Source organism: Streptomyces gossypii (assembly GCF_025165795.1).
In the GTDB taxonomy this organism is placed as follows: Bacteria; Actinomycetota; Actinomycetes; order Streptomycetales; family Streptomycetaceae; genus Streptomyces; species Streptomyces gossypii.
Genome location: NZ_JAJAGO010000006.1, coordinates 404412 through 421350, shown reverse-complemented (window position 1 = coordinate 421350; position 16939 = coordinate 404412). Strand labels below are relative to the sequence as shown.

Below are 16939 nucleotides of genomic sequence, written 5' to 3'. Positions count from 1 at the left end.
GGAAGGGGACGGGGTCAGGGCGCGGTGCGGTCGCTGATCCACCACGCGGCGGTGGAGCCGGGGAGTACCGGGCCGGTGCACGGCCCGCTGGCGAGCAGCAGCGTGGCGGGGACGGGCGCGTCCACGGGTGAGGTGCCGAAGTTGACGGCGCACACGAGGCCGTCGCCGCGCGCGAACGCCAGGACGTCGGGGGAGGACTCCAGCCAGCGCATGGTGCCCCCGCCGAGCTGAGGGAGCCCGCGCCGCAGTTGCAGCGCCTCGCGGTAGAGGTGCCAGAACGACCGGGGATCGGAAAGGGCGCGGTCGGTGGCGTGCGCCGCGAACCAGTCGGGCTGGGGCAGCCAGGGCTGTACGCCCTCGGTGCCCGAGGTGAAACCGAAAGGGGAGGCGTGCCCCGACCAGGGAAGCGGCACCCGGCAGCCGTCCCGTACGCCCGTACGGCTGCCGGTGCGGCGGAAGATGGGGTCGGTGAGCAGTTCGTCGGGCAGGTCCAGGACCTCGGGCAGGCCCAGTTCCTCGCCCTGGTAGATGTACGCGGCGCCGGGCAGCGCGAGCATCAGCAGTGCCGCCGCGCGTGCGCGGTCCGAGCCCAGGTCCTGTCCGGTGGGACTTCTCGGGCCCGCGACGCCTGGCACGCACGCTCGCTGCGTTGTCGGATTCGCCCCAGTACGCCCAGTACGAGGCCGATCCTCCGTCTTGCGATCGCACGCACCAGCCGCCGCGGGCTGACCCTCAAAGTCCCAACGGACAGGACCTGGGCCGCCGGAGTCGATGCCGGGCTCGCCCGCGTAGCGGGTGACGGACCGCACCTGGTCGTGGTTGTTGAGCACCCAGGTGGTGGTGGAGCCGGTGTCCGCGATGTCGCGCAGGGCCTCGGAGATGGACTTGCGGAAGGCGTCGGCGTCCCAGGGGGCGCTCAGCAGGTCGAAGAAGAACGCCTGGTGCAGTTCGTCGGGCCGGATGTACTCGGCGTGCTCCCGGGTGGTGGGTACCGATATCTCGCCGACCAGCAGCCGGTCGCAGCCGTCCTCGGCGGTGTACTCCTCGCACACGGCCCGCCAGCGGCGCCACACGTCGTGCACCTCGGGCTGGTTCCAGGCGAGCGGGTTCACCGAGTCGCGGGAGCGTTCGTCGGCCTTGGGGTCGGGGGAGTCGGGCAGTTCGCGGTCCTTGAACAGGCCCGCGGCGACGTCGATACGGAATCCGTCGATGCCGCGGTCCAGCCAGAAGCGCAGAGTGCCGTCGAAGGACTCGGCGACGTCGGCGTCCCGCCAGTTGAGGTCGGGCTGCTCCGGGGTGAACAGATGCAGATACCACTGGCCGGGCGTGCCGTCCGGCTCGGTGATCCTGCTCCAGGCCGGGCCGCCGAACATCGCGTGCCAGTTGTTCGGCGGCTCCGCGCCGTCGGGGCCCCGGCCGTCGGCGAAGTGGAAGCGGTCGCGCGGTGCGCTGCCCGCCGGCGCGCGGAGCGCGTCGCGGAACCAGGGGTGCTCGCTGGAGCAGTGGTTGGGCACGATGTCGAGGACGAGCTTCATGCCCAGCCGCCGGGCGTCGGTGACCAGCCGGTCGAACTCCGCCAGGTCGCCGTATACCGGGTCGACGTCGCGGTAGTCGGCGACGTCGTAGCCGTGGTCGTGCTGCGGTGAGGGGTAGAAGGGGCTGAGCCAGATGCCGTCCACGCCGAGCTTCTTCAGATAGGGCAGCCCGGCCCGGACACCGGCCAGATCGCCGATCCCGTCGCCGGTGCTGTCCAGAAAGCTCCGGACGTACACCTGATAGATCACCGCGTCACGCCACCAGGCGTCCGCCGTGCGCGGGGAGGGGCCTTCACCAACAGTGAGTGCCGACATTCGCTGACCCGTTCTCTGGAGATACCTGGCGCCCGCTGGCCGCCGGTTGCCTTCATGTTAGGTAGGCGCTACCTGGAGGTGTCAACGGGAAAGCACACGGGAACAGAGAACCGAGCCTGTATTGCCCGGATATGACGCGTGTTTGAACGTGCCGCGGCCTGGCCAAGATACGAAGCACGTACTTAACAAGTGATCAATGAGCCGGGAGCGTGCGCGATGTGCTGGACGTGCCCGACGGGCAGGACGTGCCCGAGGTGCCCGAGGTGCCCGGTGTACGCAAGTGCCTCCGAGGGTGGGCCACCTGGGCGCGCCTCAGTCTCTGCGGGCGATGGCCGTCAGCTCGCGGGTGAGCCGGGCCACGGCTTCCTCCGGCGTCTGGCGCAGCGTCAGCACATCGTGTGTCACCGCCTGGACGGCGAGCGTCACCTGGTCGTAACGCGGGCTCTTGGCACGCGGCTCGGCGGTGAGGATGCTCTGGCGGAGGGTCGGCAGATACGGATGGTCCCGTACGAGGGCCGGGTCGCTGTAGAGGTCGGCGCGCACCGGCGGCAGCGCGCCCTCGGTGAGTACCCGGCGCTGGGCCGGGGCGCTGGTCAGATACGCGATCAGGTCGGCGGCGGACTTGCCGTTCCGCGAGCGGCTGTGCACCGCGAGGTTGGAGCCGCCCAGCACGCTGGTGCCGGGCCCGCGCGGCCCCGGCAGCCGCACGGCGCCGAACTTCCCGGCGACCGCCGATCCCCCCTGCCCGGCCAGGGAGTACACGTAGGGCCAGTTGCGGAGAAAGAGCAGCTCCCCGCTCTGGAAGGCCTTGCGCGACTCCTCTTCCTTGTAACGCAGTGCCTCGCGGGGGATCCAGCCCTCCCGCACCCCGTCGGCGAGCAGTTCGAGCGCCTCGCGCACCCCCGCGCCCACGGTGACGCGCGCACCCTCGTCCGCCAGCAGCGATCCCCCCGCCGACAGCACCGCCTCGGTGAGATTGGCGGTGAGCCCCTCGTACGGCAGGAACTGGCCCGCGTAGCCGTCGAGTCCGTGCCGCGGCGCGATCGTACGGGCCTGGCGGGCCAGCTCGGCCCAGGTACGCGGCGGGCTTTCGCCCTCCCGCTCCAGGATGTCCTTGCGGTAGTACAGCAGACCGGCGTTGGTGACATAGGGGACGGCGTACAGCCGGCCGTCGAAGGTGGCGGTCTCCACCACCGGGGGCAGGAAGGTGTCCAGCGCGAAGCGGTCGCGGTCGAGCGGGGATATCCAGCCCGCCGCGGCGAACTCGGAGGTCCAGGCGACATCGATGTTGAGGATGTCGTAGCGCGGATCGTCCGCGCGCAGGTCGGTGATCATCTGCGAGCGGGTCTCGTCGGCCGACTCCGGCAGCTCGACGACCGTGACCTCCTCGCCCGGGTGCGCGCTGTTCCAGTCGGCCAGCAGCGGCGCCAGATAGCGGGTCAGATCATCCGACGTCGCGAGCGTCATCGGCCCCCGGCCGGGCGGGGTGTCGCGCTGCGGGCCGATCCCGGCGTAACCGGAGGCGATCACGGCGGCGACCAGAAGTCCTCTGCCCGCGGCCCGCATCCACCGCATCCGCACCCCCTCGTACGTCCGCCACCGTTGCTCCTTGCCCCGACATCTGGGGCTCATATATACCCGTTAGGCATGGGCGATACTAGAGCTTGCGACCTGGTGCGCGGTAGCGAGTGGATCAGTGAGCGGTGGCCTGCGGCTTCCGATCCAAGGCGGAGCCGCAGGCCACCGGGAGCCCGCTGACTGTCGGGCACCAGGTCGTAAGAGGGGTGCGGAAGCGTCCGCGGACCACCCCGCACCAGGGAATCGCCCGCGCACCACCAGCGCTCGAAGGCGCTCACGAGACCGGAGGAGGAGAGCACGCTTGCGTCTGCCGCTGCTGGCTCTCCTCGCGCGGGGCCCGGCCCATGGCTACGAGCTGAAACAGGACCTTGAGAAGCTCCTGGGCTCCGCGTACCCTCAGCCCAACGTCGGCCAGATCTATGTCACCCTCGGGCGCCTGGAGAAGGCCGGGCTGATCGCCGGGGAGGACGTCGAACAGACGAGCCGCCCCAACAAGCGCATCTACCAGCTCACCGAAGCCGGGCAGGAAGCCGTGCTCGCCTGGTTCGAGGGGACGACGGACGAACCACGCGTCCGGGACGAGTTCTTCATGAAGCTCGCACTCGCCGCGCCCTCCGGCATGGCCGACCGGATCGCCCTGATCAACAAGCAGCGGCGTCAGTACCTCAACACCATGCGCGACCTGTCCAGACTGGGCACGGCCGAGGACGCGGACAACCGGATCGCCCAGCTGCTGATCGAGGGCGCGATGCTGCACCTGCAGGCGGACCTCGACTGGCTCGAACGATGCCAGGAGGAGCTGGAATGACCGCCGACGACGCCGTCGCCGCCCTGCGGGCCGAAGGCCTCACCAAGACCCATCACGGCGAAGCCACCCCCGTACGGGCGGTCCGCGGAGTCGACCTGACCGTCGAACGCGGCGAGTTCGTCGCCATCACCGGCCCCTCCGGCGCGGGCAAGTCCACCCTGCTCCACCTGCTCGGCGGACTCCAGCAGCCCGACAGCGGAAGCCTCTGGATCGACGGCCGCCGCATGGACGGCCTCTCCGAGGCCCGCTGGGCGGTACTGCGGCGCAGCGGCATCGGCATCGTCTTCCAGTTCTTCAACCTCGTCTCCAACCTCACCGTCGCCGACAACATCGAACTGCCCGCGCTGCTCGCCGGATCCTCCCCCCGCAAGGCGCGTGCCGCCCGCGAGGAACTCCTCGCCGACCTGGCGATGACGGGCAAGGAACGCGCGATGCCCGGCGAGCTGTCCGGCGGCGAACAGCAGCGCGTCGCGCTGGCCCGCGCACTGGTCAACCACCCCGGCCTGCTGCTCGCCGACGAGCCCGCGGGCAGCCTCGACAGCAAAGGCACGCGTGAGGTCCGCCGGCTGCTGAGCACCTTCCACCAGCAGGGCCAGACGATCCTGATGGTCACCCACGACGCCCGGATGGCCAGCGCCGCGGACCGGGTGATCAGCTTCTTCGACGGCCGGATCGTGGACGACGCGGACCTGGGCCCCGCCCGCAAACCCACCGCCCGAGGCGTCTCCGGCGTGCTGGAAATCGACCCATGACGGTGCGTGCCACCCTGCGCTGGGCGAACGCCGACCTGCGGGCGCACCGGGGGCAGACCATCGTCAGCGTCCTCGCCACCGCGGGGATCGTCGCCTCGCTGCTGCTCGCCGCCGCGCTCTTCAGCTATGCCACCAACCCCTGGGAACGCATCTTCAGCCAGACCCGGGGCGCCCATGTCTGGCTCAGCACCGGCGCCGACGCCGACGTGGCGGCGCTGACCCGCCTCGACGGCGTCGCCGACGTCTCCGGCCCCTTCCCGACCGCCCGTACGACCGCCACCTCCGGGGGCGTACGCGCGGCGGTCGAGATGCGGGCCGCCGCCTTCGAACCGCCCGAGGTGGGCACACCCGCGCTCGTCTCCGGGCAGTGGCTCGACCCCGAGAAGCCCAGCGGCATCGTGCTGGAGAACTCCTTCGCCCAGGCGCTCTGGGCCGAGACCGGCGACACGCTGACCGTCCCGGGCATCGGCGGCACCCGCACGCTGAAGGTGATCGGCGTCGCGGAGACCGCCGAGCCCCACTACCGGCCCGGTGAACAGCCCGGCGTCGGCTGGGTGCTGCCGAGCACCCTGGCCGGCACGGCCAACACCGCGGACGGCGACGCCGGGCAGACGCTCGGACTGCGGCTGCACGACCCGCGGGACACCGACTTCATCGTCCAGCGCGCGGTCACCGAACTCGGCGCCGACCAGGTGGCCGGTGTCACCAAATGGCAGGAGGCGCGCGCGGACGCCGAGGAGGGCTACCGGCTGCTCGGCCTCGTCTTCGGAGTCTTCGGCCTCGGCGCGCTACTGGCAGGCGCCCTTGTCGCCTCCGGGGCCATCAGCACCCGGATACGCGGTCAGCTGCGGGACATATCCGTACTCAAGGCGATCGGCTTCACCCCCGGGCAAGTGACAGGTGTCTTCCTCATCCAGCACCTGGCCATGGCGCTGCTCGCCGTCGCACTCGGCACCGGCACCATCCTGGCCTTCGGCTCGCGGATACCCGGCCGGGTCGGCGAGGCGGCGGCCGTATGGCAGGAGTTGCCCGGGCACCTCACGCTGGTCCTCGGCCTGCCCGCGTCCGCCGTACTGCTGATCGTCATCGCCACGGGCCTCGCCGCCTGGCGGGCCGGACGGATCTCACCGGTGCCCTCCGCGCGCACGGCGGGCACGGGAACGACCGTCGGCCCGCTCTCCAGAATCACCCGCAGCGCGCTGGGGCTGCCGCTGGGGCTCGGGCTCTCCGTCTCCTCCACCCTCGTCCTCGGCTGGCGCAGCGCTTTCCCGCGCCGCCCCCAGGCGGCCTCGGCGGTGCTGCGGCTGGCGGTGCCGCTGCTGCTGATCACCGTGGCGCTCAGCGTCTGGTCCACCATGGAGCGCTTCCAGGAACACCCGGAACAAGTGGGCCTGCCCACCGCCCTCACCGCCCGCTCCGGACACAACGGGAACCTCACCGAGCAGCAGACCCGGCGCCTGCTGGCCGGCCACCCGGACGTCACCGGCGTCCACCCGGGCGCGGAGGTCGACGCCCTCATACCCGGCCAGACGGGCACGATCACCCTGCGCGGTCTGGGCACCGACGCGCACCCGTACCCCTTCACCGTCGAGGAGGGGCGGCATCCCGACGGCCCGGACGAGGCGGTCGCGGGGCAGGGGCTGCTGGAACTGCTGCGGGCCGAAGTCGGCGACTGGGTACGGATGACGGTCGGCGGCCGTCCCCAGATCCTGCATATCGTGGGCCGCAGCCTGGAGCCCGCGGACGGCGGCAGAGTCATCTCGACCTCGCTGGACACCCTCCGGGACCGCACCTCCGCCATGCGGCCCGACTTCTCACTGCTCGAACTCCGGCCCGGCAGCGACCCGAGGGCCGTCAGCGCGGAGCTGGGCGAACGGGTGGACGGCGGCCTGGAGATCTGGGAAGTCGCCAACCCGGCCGACGGGCTGTCGCCCGCACGCTGGGGAATCGCCGGACTCGTCGTGGTCCTCGCCCTCATCGGCTTCACCGAACTGCTGACCACGATCGGCGCCTGCGTACGGGACCGGGGGCGGGACCTGCTGGCGCTCCGCGCGATCGGACTGACACCACGCCGCATCAGCGGGGTCGTCGTCGTCTCCACGGGCTATATCGCGCTGGCGGCGGCCGTGGTGGGCATCGGCGGCGGGGTGCTGCTGAGCCGCTGGCTCATCGACACCCAGGGCAGACTCAGCGGGATCGGGGCGGGCATCGCACAGCTTCCGTCGGTCTGGATGCTGACGGGGCTGGGGGCGGCGGCCGTGCTGGGCGCGGTGGCGTCCGCGCTGCTCCCCGCCGCGCGGGTGTCGAGGCGGCGCATCGCGGACTCGCTGAGCGAAACCCTCTGAGAGCCTGCCGGGTGGGCACAGGAACGGGAACGGGAACGGGCACGGGAACGGGCGTGGCGGTGCGCGGTGGTGCGGCGGTGAGTCGCGGAGTGGCCGGGCCGGTCACCCCGCCGTGCGGGAGCGGTCGGAGGCGGGCTCGGCGGACGGGGCCTGGAGGCCCTCGGCGGTGCGGAAGTCCGCCACCCCGAGGGACTTCGCGGCCCGGTCCATCGCACTGGCGAGGAGGGCCAGATCCGTCGGGCCGTTCCCCAGCTCCCGGACGGGACGCCGGGTCGGCGGATCACCGGAGCGGGCCCAGTCGAGCGGGACCACCGTCGGCCGGAGCGTGGCCGTACGCGGAATCCGGCTTGTCACCCGGCCCGCCTGGAAGGCGGTCACCGTACCTCCGGGGAGCCGGACGATCCCGCGCCCGGGGACCGGCTCGTCCTCCCCCTGGCCCGTCAGCTCGATACGTATGACCGCGCCCTGATCCACGGCTGTACGGCCGGTGCGCTCCGGCCGGGCGGAGGCGGTGACCAGGTGCACCCCGAGCCGTACGCCCTCGCGCGCCACCGATTCCAGCGCCCGCACCACCGAACCCGCGGCGGGGCGGCCCGGATTGCCCAGCGCCGGATCGACGAGGGTGTCGAAGTCGTCCACCAGGACGACGAGCCGGGGCAGCGCACCCGACGGCGCCGTCCCGTCCTCGCCGGGCTCGCCCCGGTAGGCGTCGTACTCGTCGTAGGTGCTGCGCTCGCCGATCAGCTCCGCGCGCCGCTTCAGCTCCCGACTCAGCGACTGGGCGAACTCCCGCATCCGCACCGGGTCGCCCGCCGTGAGGTGGGACCCGGCGTGCGGCAGCTCGGCACAGGCCGCCAGACCGCCGTCGCGCGCCTCGCCCGAGCCGTCGATCAGCACCAGGCCCAGGCGGTCGGGCCGCTCACCGGCGGCCAGTGAGGCCGCGAGCGCGCGCAGCAGCTCCGTGCGGCCGGAGCCCGGAGGCCCGGTGATCAGCGCATGCCCCCGGTCGGCTGCGAGATCCGCGCCGATCGGCCCCTGCGGGCCCGCACCCAGCACGAACGGAGCGCGGCTGTCCGTACGAGGCGCCTCCCCACGGGCGGAGCCCGTCCAGCGGGCCAGCACCGCGACCGGGGTGGCACGGGCGAGACCCAGCTCATCGAGCAACCGGCAGCTCTGCGGGAGGGCCACGGAGGCGGCCGGGTGGCCATGCACTCCGCCCCGGCCCCGGCCGTCCGCCTCCCGCAGCGGGGCGAGAGCGCGGGCGAACCGCTGGGCCCAGGCGGCCGACACGCCGTCTATCGAGGCGAGAGCCGTGCCGGGCCCCCAGCCGCCGAGCGGCGCCGGGGCGTCACGCCGCACGATCTGGACGGCGGTGGCGACGGAGCCGCTCAGCAGTGCCAGCGTGCGGCACTCGCGGAAGGGCGGCGAGGCGGCACAGGCCGCCTCGACAGTGGCATCGAGCGGCGAAGCCGGGGTCGCGGGCGGAGTCTCCGCGAGGGTGAGTACGTGGATACCGGCGGCGGCGCCGTCGCCGGTGAGGCGCGCCACGGATTCGCGCAGGGCGGCCGAGCCCGGATCACCGTCGACGACGAGCACGGTGTACGGGCCGTTGTGCGGCTCGGCCGCAACGGCGGAGCCCACGCCGGTGTGGCCGGCGGCGTCGCCGTCGCCTGGGGAAGAGGGGTGCCCGGCGGCACCGTGATCGGCCGGGGGCGGGGGCGGCACGGCCTTGTCCAGCCGCCGGACCAGCTCCGCCGTACGCGCTGCCGCCTGCTCACGGTCATAGGCGACGAGCAGACGGCAGTCCTGGCCGCGCGCGGGGCGCAGATGGGGCAGCCAGCCCAGCCAGGCCCACTCCTCGACGCGGCTCGCGACGTCACGCGCGTGGTCCGCCGAGATCAGCACGATCTCCAGGTCGCTCGGTGCGTGCAGCGCCGCGAGCTGGGCCAGCAGCGAGCGCGCTACCCCGGACAGCCGCGAGCGGGGGCCGGCCAGGCCCAGACCGTCGGCGTCGCGGAGATTCACCGTCACAGGCAGCTCGCCCGAGGCGTCACTGTGGTGCGTGCTGCCGAGCCGCACGGTCAGCGCCTCCGGGTGCCCGGGGCCCCGCTCCCACAGCCGGGGGCCGGGGCCGAGGGTGGTCAGCAGCACCGTGGCCGGATCGGGCCAGCGGGCGTCCCACTCGCCGTCGGCCGGGACACCGGCCGGGGTGCCGGAGGCGGCACGCGAACCGCCGCCGTGCCCCTCGTCGCCGCCCCGGCCGTCGTACCCGCCCGGCTGGTCGTAGCCGTCGTAGCCGTCGTAGCCGTCGTCGGGGTCGGGCTCCGCGAGGCCGTCGCGGGCCGTGGTGAACCGGCGGGCCCAGGCGCCTATCCCGCGCCCGCGTCTGCGCCGCCGCGACTCCTCGTCCGACGGGCCGGAATCGGCGGGGGGTCTCGCGCCCGGCGGCAGGACCAGCCCCGCACTGCGGGTCTCCTCCGAGCCGGGAAACGGCCCGCCCGTGGCGTAGGCATGGGTGGGCGGCTGGGGCTCGCCCGCGCCCGAGCCGGTGCGCCCCTCCTCGCCCGGCCAGGGCGAGGCGGGTGCGGGATGCGGCCGGTCGCTGCTGCGTACCGCGGTGTCGCGCCGAGAGCTGCCCGGTACGCCGCCGCCCGTGATCTGCGCGCCGCCCGCCCCGCCGCGCCCGCCACCGCCCGGCATCTCACCGACGGCATCGCTCGCCGGAGCGCCCGCACCGCCGCCTGCCGTGCCACCTCCTGCGGTCGGAGCGCTGCTGGTCAGCCTGCCACCCGGGGGTCTCGCCGCCGGGGGTCTGGCTGCGGGAGGGTGCAGGGCCTGCGGAACAAGACCCCCGGCGGAGCCGACCGCCGGACCCGGCAGCCGCAGGTGGCCCTCGCCGTCCGGAGCCGTCGGAACGACCGGCAGCAGCCCGGCGGGCGCGGAGCCCTCCACCCGGATCACCGATTCCCCCAGCCGCAGCCGCGCACCCGGGGCGAGCAGTGCCGGACTGCCGCCGATCACCGAGCCGTCGACCGTCGTGCCGTTCGTGGAGCCGAGGTCCGTCACCGTCACCGCGCCGCTGTCCGTCACCGTCACCGTGCAGTGCAGGCGGGAGACGTCGGGGTCGTCGAGTGCCACATCGGCCTCCGCCGAGCGGCCGAGCTGGACCCGGCCGCCGCCCAGCAGATGGACACCGCCGGAATCCGGACCGCTCACGACATGGAGCCGGGCCTTCGCCGACCCGTAGGCCGAGACGGGGACGGGCGCGGCCGGGCCGTACAACGAGAGCACCGCGCCGTCGATCAGGGGCGGCTCGCCGAGCAACCGACGGTGCGGATCGAGCCGCTCCGCCCCCGCATACACCGACACCGCCTCATGCGAGGCATCGGCTGCGGAGCCGTGCGTGGCGGCAGCGGCGGCTGCCGTCGTCACCAGGGAGTCCGTCACCGCTGCCAGGGCTGTGCCCGGCGGGGCGGTCACCAGCACATCGCAGGGTCGCGCCGCAGCCTGGCCGCTGCGCGACGCGAGGACAGTCAGACGGATCTGCATCGGCCCCTCCCGGTCCCACCAACGCTCCGTACTGGGTGCATCCTCGCACCCGGCACTGACAATATGCTGCGCTGGCACTATCTAATGATCTTGATTTCCCGGTTCGGTGCGCAAGAGTGCCTGCTGGGAAAAGTGGCAGACCGACTGTGACCGCATATGACAGATACCGCCTGGTACTGCCCGAACCATCCGGTCCCGTGCACCTCGCTCTCCACCCGCTGCCCGCCGATGTCCGCAACCAACCGTCTGTGCCATGCGTCTCCCCGGAGAGGCGGTCGGCCCCGTGCCCAGGGACTTCCGGATCCCGCGGGGTCCTCGGCGTGGGCCGGACCTGCGGCTGGTGCCCCTCAGGCGCGACGGCACCGCAGGCTGCGGCACTACAGTGTGCGGGATAGTAGGACGAGACAGACCAGGGAGCGCATGACGTGCGGCCTGTTGGCAGCAAATACCTGCTCGAGGAGCCGCTCGGTCGCGGCGCCACGGGCACCGTCTGGAGGGCCCGTCAGCGTGAGACGGCGGGCTCCGAGGCGGCCGTCGCCGGGCAGCCCGGCGAGACCGTTGCGATCAAGGTGCTCAAGGAGGAATTGGCCAACGACCCGGATGTGGTGATGCGCTTCCTGCGGGAGCGCTCCGTCCTGCTCCGGCTCACACACCCGAACATCGTGCGCACCCGCGACCTCGTCGTCGAGGGTGATCTGCTGGCGCTGGTCATGGACTTGGTCGAAGGCCCCGACCTGCACCACTACCTGCGCCAGAACGGCCCGTTCTCACCGATGGGAGCCGCCCTGGTGACCGCGCAGGTCGCGGACGCCCTCGCCGCCAGCCACGCCGACGGCGTCGTGCACCGCGACCTCAAGCCCGCCAACGTGCTCCTCGCCGAGGGCCCGGACGGGATGCGTCCGCTGCTCACCGACTTCGGCATCGCACGCCTCGCCGACTCCCCCGGGCTCACCCGCACCCAGGAATTCGTCGGGACGCCCGCGTACGTCGCGCCCGAGTCGGCCGAGGGCCGTCCGCAGACGTCCGCGGTCGACATCTACGGCGCGGGCATCCTGCTCTACGAGCTGGTCACCGGCCGCCCGCCGTTCAGCGGTGAGAACGCGCTCGCCGTCATCCACCGCCACCTGGGCGAGGAGGCGCAGCGCCCGCCGGGCCTGCCCGACCCGCTGTGGACCGTCATCGAGCGGTGTATGCGCAAGCGGCCCGAGGAGCGTCCCAGCGCGGAGAACCTGGCGCGCTCACTCCGCACCGTCGCGAACGGCATCGGCGCGGGAGCGACCCCCGAACAGGCCCGTGCCGCGCTCGGCGTCGCCGCACTGCTCCTACCGGACCCGCAGCCCGCGCCCGTGCCGGAAGGCCAGCCCGGCGGTGACGCGGACCCGACCCAGGTGCTGCCGAGCAGCGGGCCGGGGCAGGGCCAGGGTTACGACCCGAGTGCACCGACCAACGTGATGCCCCAGACGAGTGGACCGGGTGGGCCTAGTGGACCGGGCGGACCAGGTGGACCGCCGCCGCCCGACGGCCCGCACCCCTGGCAGAGCCAGATGGCGGCAGCCCGTGACCGCAACGAGCAGACCCAGGTCCAGCCGCTCGATCCCAACCTGGACCCACTGCGCCGCCGCCCGCAGCGCAATGTCGCACCTCAGCAGCCGCCCCAGCAGCCGCCGCGAGGGCAGCAGGGCCAGCCACCTCAGCGGCAGCCGCCGCAGCAGCAGCCACCTCAGCGGCAGCAGCCGCCGCCGCAGCAACAGCAGTACGCGCCGCCGCCCGCGCAGCCGCAGCGTCGGCAGCAGCCTTCGCGCCGTCGGCAGTCACAGCCGGAGCCCCAGCGGTACGAGCCGCAGGGCCCACCCGCCGCGCCGCAGCCGCCCCAGCGGCGCGAACCACGTCAGCCGAACCCCAACCGGATGCGGATCCCGGGCCTGGGCTGCCTCAAGGGCTGCCTGTTCATGGTCCTGATCCTCGCCGTGATCGGTGTTCTTGTCTGGAATTTCACCCCCGTGCCGGAGTGGTGGGCCGAGGGCAAGAGCTTCTGGGAGAAGACAAAGGACTTCGCCCAAGAGGTCGGGGACATCTTCGAGAGCCTCGGAGGGTGAGCGTGAGCCGTCCGGCGGTCACCGACCGTTGAGCGCCGGACGGCGGAAGCCGAACGCGAGCACGCGAGAACGCGACAGATATCGGACGGAAGTTCGGCGAGTTCAGAGATTTGTCGACTTCTCCGAGGTAAATCGCTCGCAGAAATGACATTTGGCACCAGTATTGGGTTCCTGACGGGTCTGCGACGCGTAACTTGTCGCCGTGACGCTCAGCTCGCTCAGCTCACTCGGCCTGCATGATTCACACGGTTCACACGCACACGGTTTATACGGCTCACTCGGCTCACACGGCTCCAGCGAGGGACGGATGGTGGCACGGAAAATCGGCAGTCGCTACACCGCTCACCAGATCCTGGGACGCGGCAGCGCGGGCACGGTGTGGCTCGGCGAAGGGCCCGAGGGCCCGGTCGCCATCAAGCTGCTGCGCGAGGACCTCTCCTCGGATCAGGAGCTCGTCGACCGCTTCGTACAAGAGCGTGCGGCGCTGCTCTCACTCGACCACCCACGGGTGGTCGGCCTGCGCGAACTGGTCGTCGACGGAAGCGACCTCGCCCTGGTGATGGACTTGGTGCGAGGCACGGATCTGCGCACCCGCCTCGAACACGAACGCCGTCTCGCCCCGCAGGCGGCGGTGGCCATCGCCACCGACATCGCGGACGGGCTGGTGGCGGCGCACGCCGCCGGAATCATCCACCGCGACGTCAAACCCGAGAACGTACTGCTCGACGCGCACGCGCCGCCCGGCCCGGGCGGTGCGCCGCCCGCCCTGCTCACCGACTTCGGCATCGCCAAACTGATCGACTCACCGCGGCGGGCAGCGGCGCTGCGCAACTCCGGCGGCGCAGGCCCGAGCCAGGCAGCACAGGGGCTGGGCGGCCAGGCGTTCTCGAGCGGCTCGCAGGGCCTGCAGGGGCCGCGCGGCATCATCGGAACGCCCGACTATCTCGCCCCCGAGCTGGTCGAGGGCCTGCCGCCACGGGCCGCGGTGGACATCTACGCCCTGGCCACCGTCCTGTACGAGCTGCTCGCCGGGTTCACCCCCTTCGGCGGCGGCCACCCCGGGGCCATCCTGCGCAGGCATGTCACCGAGCGGGTGGCACCGCTGCCCGGCATCCCGGACGAGCTGTGGCAGCTCATCCACCAGTGCCTGGCCAAGGCCCCGGCCTCGCGGCTGCGCGCACCCGAGATGGCAGCCAGGCTGCGCGAGATCCTTCCCGAACTGGAGGGCGCCCCGCCGCTGGAGATCGACGAGCAGCCGGACGAGCCGTACGACGAGCCGCCACCGGGCCGTTCCGCGACCGGCACCGTCCCCGCCGCCGCCCCGGCGCAGGACGTCCCGCCGCGCGTCGCCGTCCCGCTGGTGGAGACCAGCACCGGACCGGAGTCCAACCGCGACACACACACCTCGATGCGGGTGCCCGGCGCGGACGAGCTCGCCGGGGGCGCACACGGCACCGCCCGGGCACCGCGTGCGACAGGTGCCCGCCGGGCGGGCTCGGCCCGCAATCGCGCCGCACAGGCGGCGGCGCTGCGGAAGCGCCGGGTGCGGCTGGGAGTGGTCGCGGCGGTGATCGCGGTGGCGGCCGGACTGGGCGGCTGGCTGGCGACCTCGGGTGACGACTCGTCCAGCCGTCCCGCCCCCGAGGTCCAGCAGTCCACCAACCCCTGAATCAGGGACGACGGGCGGCCCGGCGGCGGCCACGAATCGGTCTGTCCACCGCCGGTGCCGGGGGGAGCCTGCAAGGCGGCCTCGGACCGGCGGCACGGCGGCCTGGCCCTGGGACGCACGCTTCCGTCGCCTGGCGTCAGCCGCCTCAGCCTGCGCCCCGGTCCCCAACGGCCGCCCCCGGTGCGGTGCCGCCCGGGGAGGGCTCTTCTGAGTCGGCGGCCCCGGCTGCCGCCCATGTCACCGCGGCCACGGGAACGGGTCTCGCCTCCCGGCCCCGGCCCCCTCGACCGCTGCCTCTGTCGCGTGCCGCCGGTGCGGGTGGCTTCCGGGTGCCCCCGGCTGTCGGCCGCGTTCCGGTGCCGCCCGAGGGCTGCTCTTCTCGCCCGGCGGCACTGGCTGCGGCCTGCGTGGCGGGTGCCACCGGGGCGGGCCATGGCGGGTGGTTTTCGGCGCCGCTGTCTGAACCGCATGGTGCCGGTACCGCCCGGCCCCTCCCGCTACCGCCCCCGGCGCGAGGCTGTTGGGACGGGTGGGCTTCGGGCCCGGTCTCCGGCCGTCACTCATGTTGCCGTGCGGACGGGGCGGGCCGTCCCCTGGCTCGGTCGCCCGTGCCGCCCGTGCCGCCCGTGCCGCCCGTGCGGGTGGTTGCCGGGCGTCACCGGCTGGCGGCTGCGGGCCGGGGCCGCCGGAGCGGCGGTCTTCCCGCCCGGCTCCCGACTGCCGCCCCTGGTGCGGTGCCGCCACGCGGGTTCTCGGGCCCGTGGCCCGTGGCTGCCGCGCCCGGGTCGCCGAAAGGCGCGGGCAGGCCGCACGAAGGTGCCCGGGCGGCGACGTTCCGGCCGGGTGGACGGCCCGCCAGGGCCCGTCCGCCCGCGCCGCCGCCGCAGGCAACCGCACCGCGTCGGAGTGCCGGGACCGGAGGTCCCGGACGCAGGCGCGGAAACACCCGTGCGGTCAGCCGTTAGGCTGGGCCCGTGGCAGTCGTCGATGTATCCGAACAGCTGAAGTCTCTCTCCTCCACCATGGAGTCGATCGAGGCGGTCCTCGACCTGGACAGGATGAGGGCCGATGTCGCCGTGCTCGAGGAGCACGCCGCGGCCCCTGACCTGTGGGATGACGTCGAGAACGCGCAGAAGGTGACCAGCAAGCTCTCCTACCTCCAGGGCCAGCTGCGCAAGGCCGAGGAGCTGCGGTCGCGCATCGATGATCTCGAGGTGCTGTTCGAGCTGGCGGAGGCCGAGGGGGACGCCGACGCGCGCGCCGAGGCCGAAACCGAGCTGACTTCCGTGCGCAAGACGGTCGACGAGCTGGAGGTCCGTACGCTGCTCTCCGGCGAGTACGACCCGCGCGAGGCCGTGGTCAGCGTCCGTGCCGAGGCGGGCGGCGTGGACGCCGCCGACTTCGCCGAGCAGCTGATGCGGATGTATCTGCGCTGGGCCGAGCGCAGGGGTTACCCGACTGACGTATTCGACATCTCGTACGCGGAGGAGGCGGGCATCAAGTCGGCCACCTTCGCCGTCAAGGCCCCGTACGCCTACGGGACGCTCTCGGTGGAGCAGGGCACCCACCGCATGGTGCGGATCTCGCCCTTCGACAACCAGGGCCGCCGCCAGACCTCGTTCTCCGGCGTTGAGGTCCTGCCGGTGGTCGAGCAGACCGACCACATCGACATCCCGGAGAACGAGCTCCGTATCGACGTCTTCCGTTCCTCCGGGCCGGGCGGCCAGTCGGTCAACACCACGGACTCGGCGGTCCGGATGACGCACCTCCCGACGGGCATCGTCGTCTCCTGCCAGAACGAGAAGTCCCAGATCCAGAACCGCGCCGCCGCCATGCGCGTCATGCAGTCCCGGCTGCTGGCCCACCGCAGGCAGGAGGAGCAGGCCAAGATGGACGCCCTGAAGGGTGACGGCGGCAACTCCTGGGGCAACCAGATGCGTTCGTATGTCCTGCACCCGTACCAGATGGTCAAGGATCTGCGTACGGAGCATGAGGTCGGCAATCCGCAGGCGGTGCTGGACGGGGACATCGACGGCTTCCTGGAGGCGGGCATCCGCTGGCGCAAGCAGCAGGAGCAGTCCACCGACTGATCGGACCGGCCCCGGCTGCTCGGGCTGACGGGTGCCGTGAGGTATCCGGCTGATAACGATTGCACTGATCCACTCCGGGATCCACAGCTGTGACTCCGCTCGCTCGCAGCGGGCCTCTCCGTCGCACCCTTGCCCAAAGCGGGACAGAACCCCTCAGTCGAGCCTCGGACGCACCGCACGCCAATTCTGCGCGATCGCTTGC

The 16939-nt window shown here is 72.9% G+C and carries 9 protein-coding genes; 6 read left to right on the top strand and 3 right to left on the bottom strand.

Annotation, left to right across the window (positions count from 1 at the left end; genetic code table 11):
* Window positions 1–14 precede the first annotated feature (14 nt).
* Both LHJ74_RS15620 and LHJ74_RS15615 read right to left on the bottom strand, forming a co-directional pair.
* Window positions 15–1850: a glycoside hydrolase family 13 protein gene (locus tag LHJ74_RS15620; RefSeq protein WP_260218624.1), complete on the bottom strand. Its 1836-nt coding sequence runs from the start codon at window positions 1848–1850 to the stop codon at window positions 15–17.
* Between the two features lie 312 nt (window positions 1851–2162).
* Window positions 2163–3425: an ABC transporter substrate-binding protein gene (locus LHJ74_RS15615; RefSeq protein ID WP_260218666.1), complete on the bottom strand. Its 1263-nt coding sequence runs from the start codon at window positions 3423–3425 to the stop codon at window positions 2163–2165.
* 304 nt (window positions 3426–3729) lie between these two features.
* On the opposite strand from LHJ74_RS15615, the gene LHJ74_RS15610 reads away from it, so the two are divergent.
* The 3 genes from LHJ74_RS15610 to LHJ74_RS15600 are packed head-to-tail and all read left to right on the top strand — an operon-like array spanning window position 3730 to window position 7333.
* Window positions 3730–4236 carry a PadR family transcriptional regulator gene (locus LHJ74_RS15610; protein WP_260218623.1) on the top strand — a complete coding sequence of 169 codons (507 nt, stop codon included), beginning with the start codon at window positions 3730–3732 and terminating at the stop codon, window positions 4234–4236.
* Window positions 4233–4988 carry an ABC transporter ATP-binding protein gene (locus LHJ74_RS15605; RefSeq protein ID WP_260218622.1) on the top strand — a complete coding sequence of 252 codons (756 nt, stop codon included), beginning with the start codon at window positions 4233–4235 and terminating at the stop codon, window positions 4986–4988. The genes LHJ74_RS15610 and LHJ74_RS15605 overlap by 4 nt, the downstream gene beginning before the upstream one ends.
* 2 nt (window positions 4989–4990) lie before the next feature.
* The gene (locus LHJ74_RS15600; protein ID WP_260218665.1) at window positions 4991–7333 is read left to right on the top strand and encodes an ABC transporter permease; all 2343 of its coding nucleotides are present in this window, start codon (window positions 4991–4993) and stop codon (window positions 7331–7333) included.
* 102 nt (window positions 7334–7435) lie between these two features.
* Here the strand turns inward: LHJ74_RS15600 and LHJ74_RS15595 are convergent, their stop codons facing one another.
* On the bottom strand, window positions 7436–10882 hold the full coding sequence (locus LHJ74_RS15595; RefSeq protein ID WP_260218621.1) for an FHA domain-containing protein: 3447 nt from the start codon (window positions 10880–10882) through the stop codon (window positions 7436–7438).
* 425 nt (window positions 10883–11307) lie between these two features.
* Here LHJ74_RS15595 and LHJ74_RS15590 point away from each other — a divergent pair, with 425 nt between their 5' ends.
* The 3 genes from LHJ74_RS15590 (at window position 11308) to prfB (ending at window position 16737) form a co-directional block, all read left to right on the top strand.
* Window positions 11308–12978, top strand: a complete 1671-nt coding sequence (locus LHJ74_RS15590; protein WP_260218620.1) for a serine/threonine-protein kinase — start codon at window positions 11308–11310, stop codon at window positions 12976–12978.
* A gap of 310 nt (window positions 12979–13288) precedes the next feature.
* Entirely contained in the window at window positions 13289–14647 is a 1359-nt protein-coding gene (locus LHJ74_RS15585) for a serine/threonine-protein kinase (RefSeq protein ID WP_260218664.1), read from the top strand.
* A 974-nt stretch (window positions 14648–15621) separates the two neighbouring features.
* Window positions 15622–16737 (top strand): peptide chain release factor 2, encoded by a 1116-nt coding sequence (gene prfB, locus LHJ74_RS15580; protein ID WP_260218619.1) that lies wholly within the window; start codon window positions 15622–15624, stop codon window positions 16735–16737.
* Window positions 16738–16939 lie beyond the last annotated feature (202 nt).

Bases quoted from the DNA above. Each gene is read 5' to 3' on its own strand.
- LHJ74_RS15620 (WP_260218624.1), bottom strand. From the start codon at position 1,850: ATGTCGGCACTCACTGTTGGTGAAGGCCCCTCCCCGCGCACGGCGGAC.
- LHJ74_RS15615 (WP_260218666.1), bottom strand. From the start codon at position 3,425: ATGCGGTGGATGCGGGCCGCGGGCAGAGGACTTCTGGTCGCCGCCGTG.
- LHJ74_RS15605 (WP_260218622.1), top strand. From the start codon at position 4,233: ATGACCGCCGACGACGCCGTCGCCGCCCTGCGGGCCGAAGGCCTCACC.
- LHJ74_RS15595 (WP_260218621.1), bottom strand. From the start codon at position 10,882: ATGCAGATCCGTCTGACTGTCCTCGCGTCGCGCAGCGGCCAGGCTGCG.